General features: G+C 57.1%; 1 protein-coding gene. It reads left to right on the forward strand.

Annotated features, from left to right (window positions below):
- A partial coding sequence (locus RZR99_RS32995; protein WP_323123853.1) for a hypothetical protein occupies nucleotides 1-280 on the forward strand: 280 nt, incomplete at its 5' end.
- Between the last annotated feature and the right edge of the window lie 342 nt (nucleotides 281-622).

Here is a 622-nt window from a genome sequence, read left to right on the forward strand (position 1 = left end):
TGTCATTACGCTACCCGAGACACGATGGGATTTCCCCCATTTCACCCCATCAAATACCATGCCGCTAATAAGCATTATTATTAGCGACATTGATGGTGCGCTAAAAAGACGGCCGCCTGTGACAGCGGCCGCACCTCAAGAATTTTCCATTTACGTCCATCCCGGGGAGGTCAGGACGCACCCTAACTCTATCGACCTGCCCCGCCTCCCATCAAGCTGTCAACTCACGCAGGTCGCCCAGGCCCGTCGAATCGGGTTCTCGGAAATCTTAAACGAATGAAAGGAACTTCCCCGCCTCGAGGCTGCGGCAGAAGCCGTGAATCAGCATCAACGTGCCCATGATGAAGCATAGTGACCCCTTCCTGGCTGTGACTCGGATGATGGGCTGCCTATCGCCTGAGGCACCCTGCGCCCACCGGCTACGGCATGCTACATCGGGCTTTTCGGTCAGGGGTTCTGTGCGCGACCATAGTGATCAAGCGCACTCAATAACGGGTCGCCTCGGGTCGCAAAAAAACGGCCGCCTATCACGGCAGCCGCGTTTGATACGTTCTCTATTTGCTACTGCGTCGTTCCGGGGAGGTTAGACGCGTCCCCACTATAGGCGTCAGGCCGAGCCGGC

Origin of the sequence: Burkholderia alba (assembly GCF_034721475.1) — a bacterium.
GTDB classification, from domain to species: domain Bacteria; phylum Pseudomonadota; class Gammaproteobacteria; order Burkholderiales; family Burkholderiaceae; genus Burkholderia; species Burkholderia alba.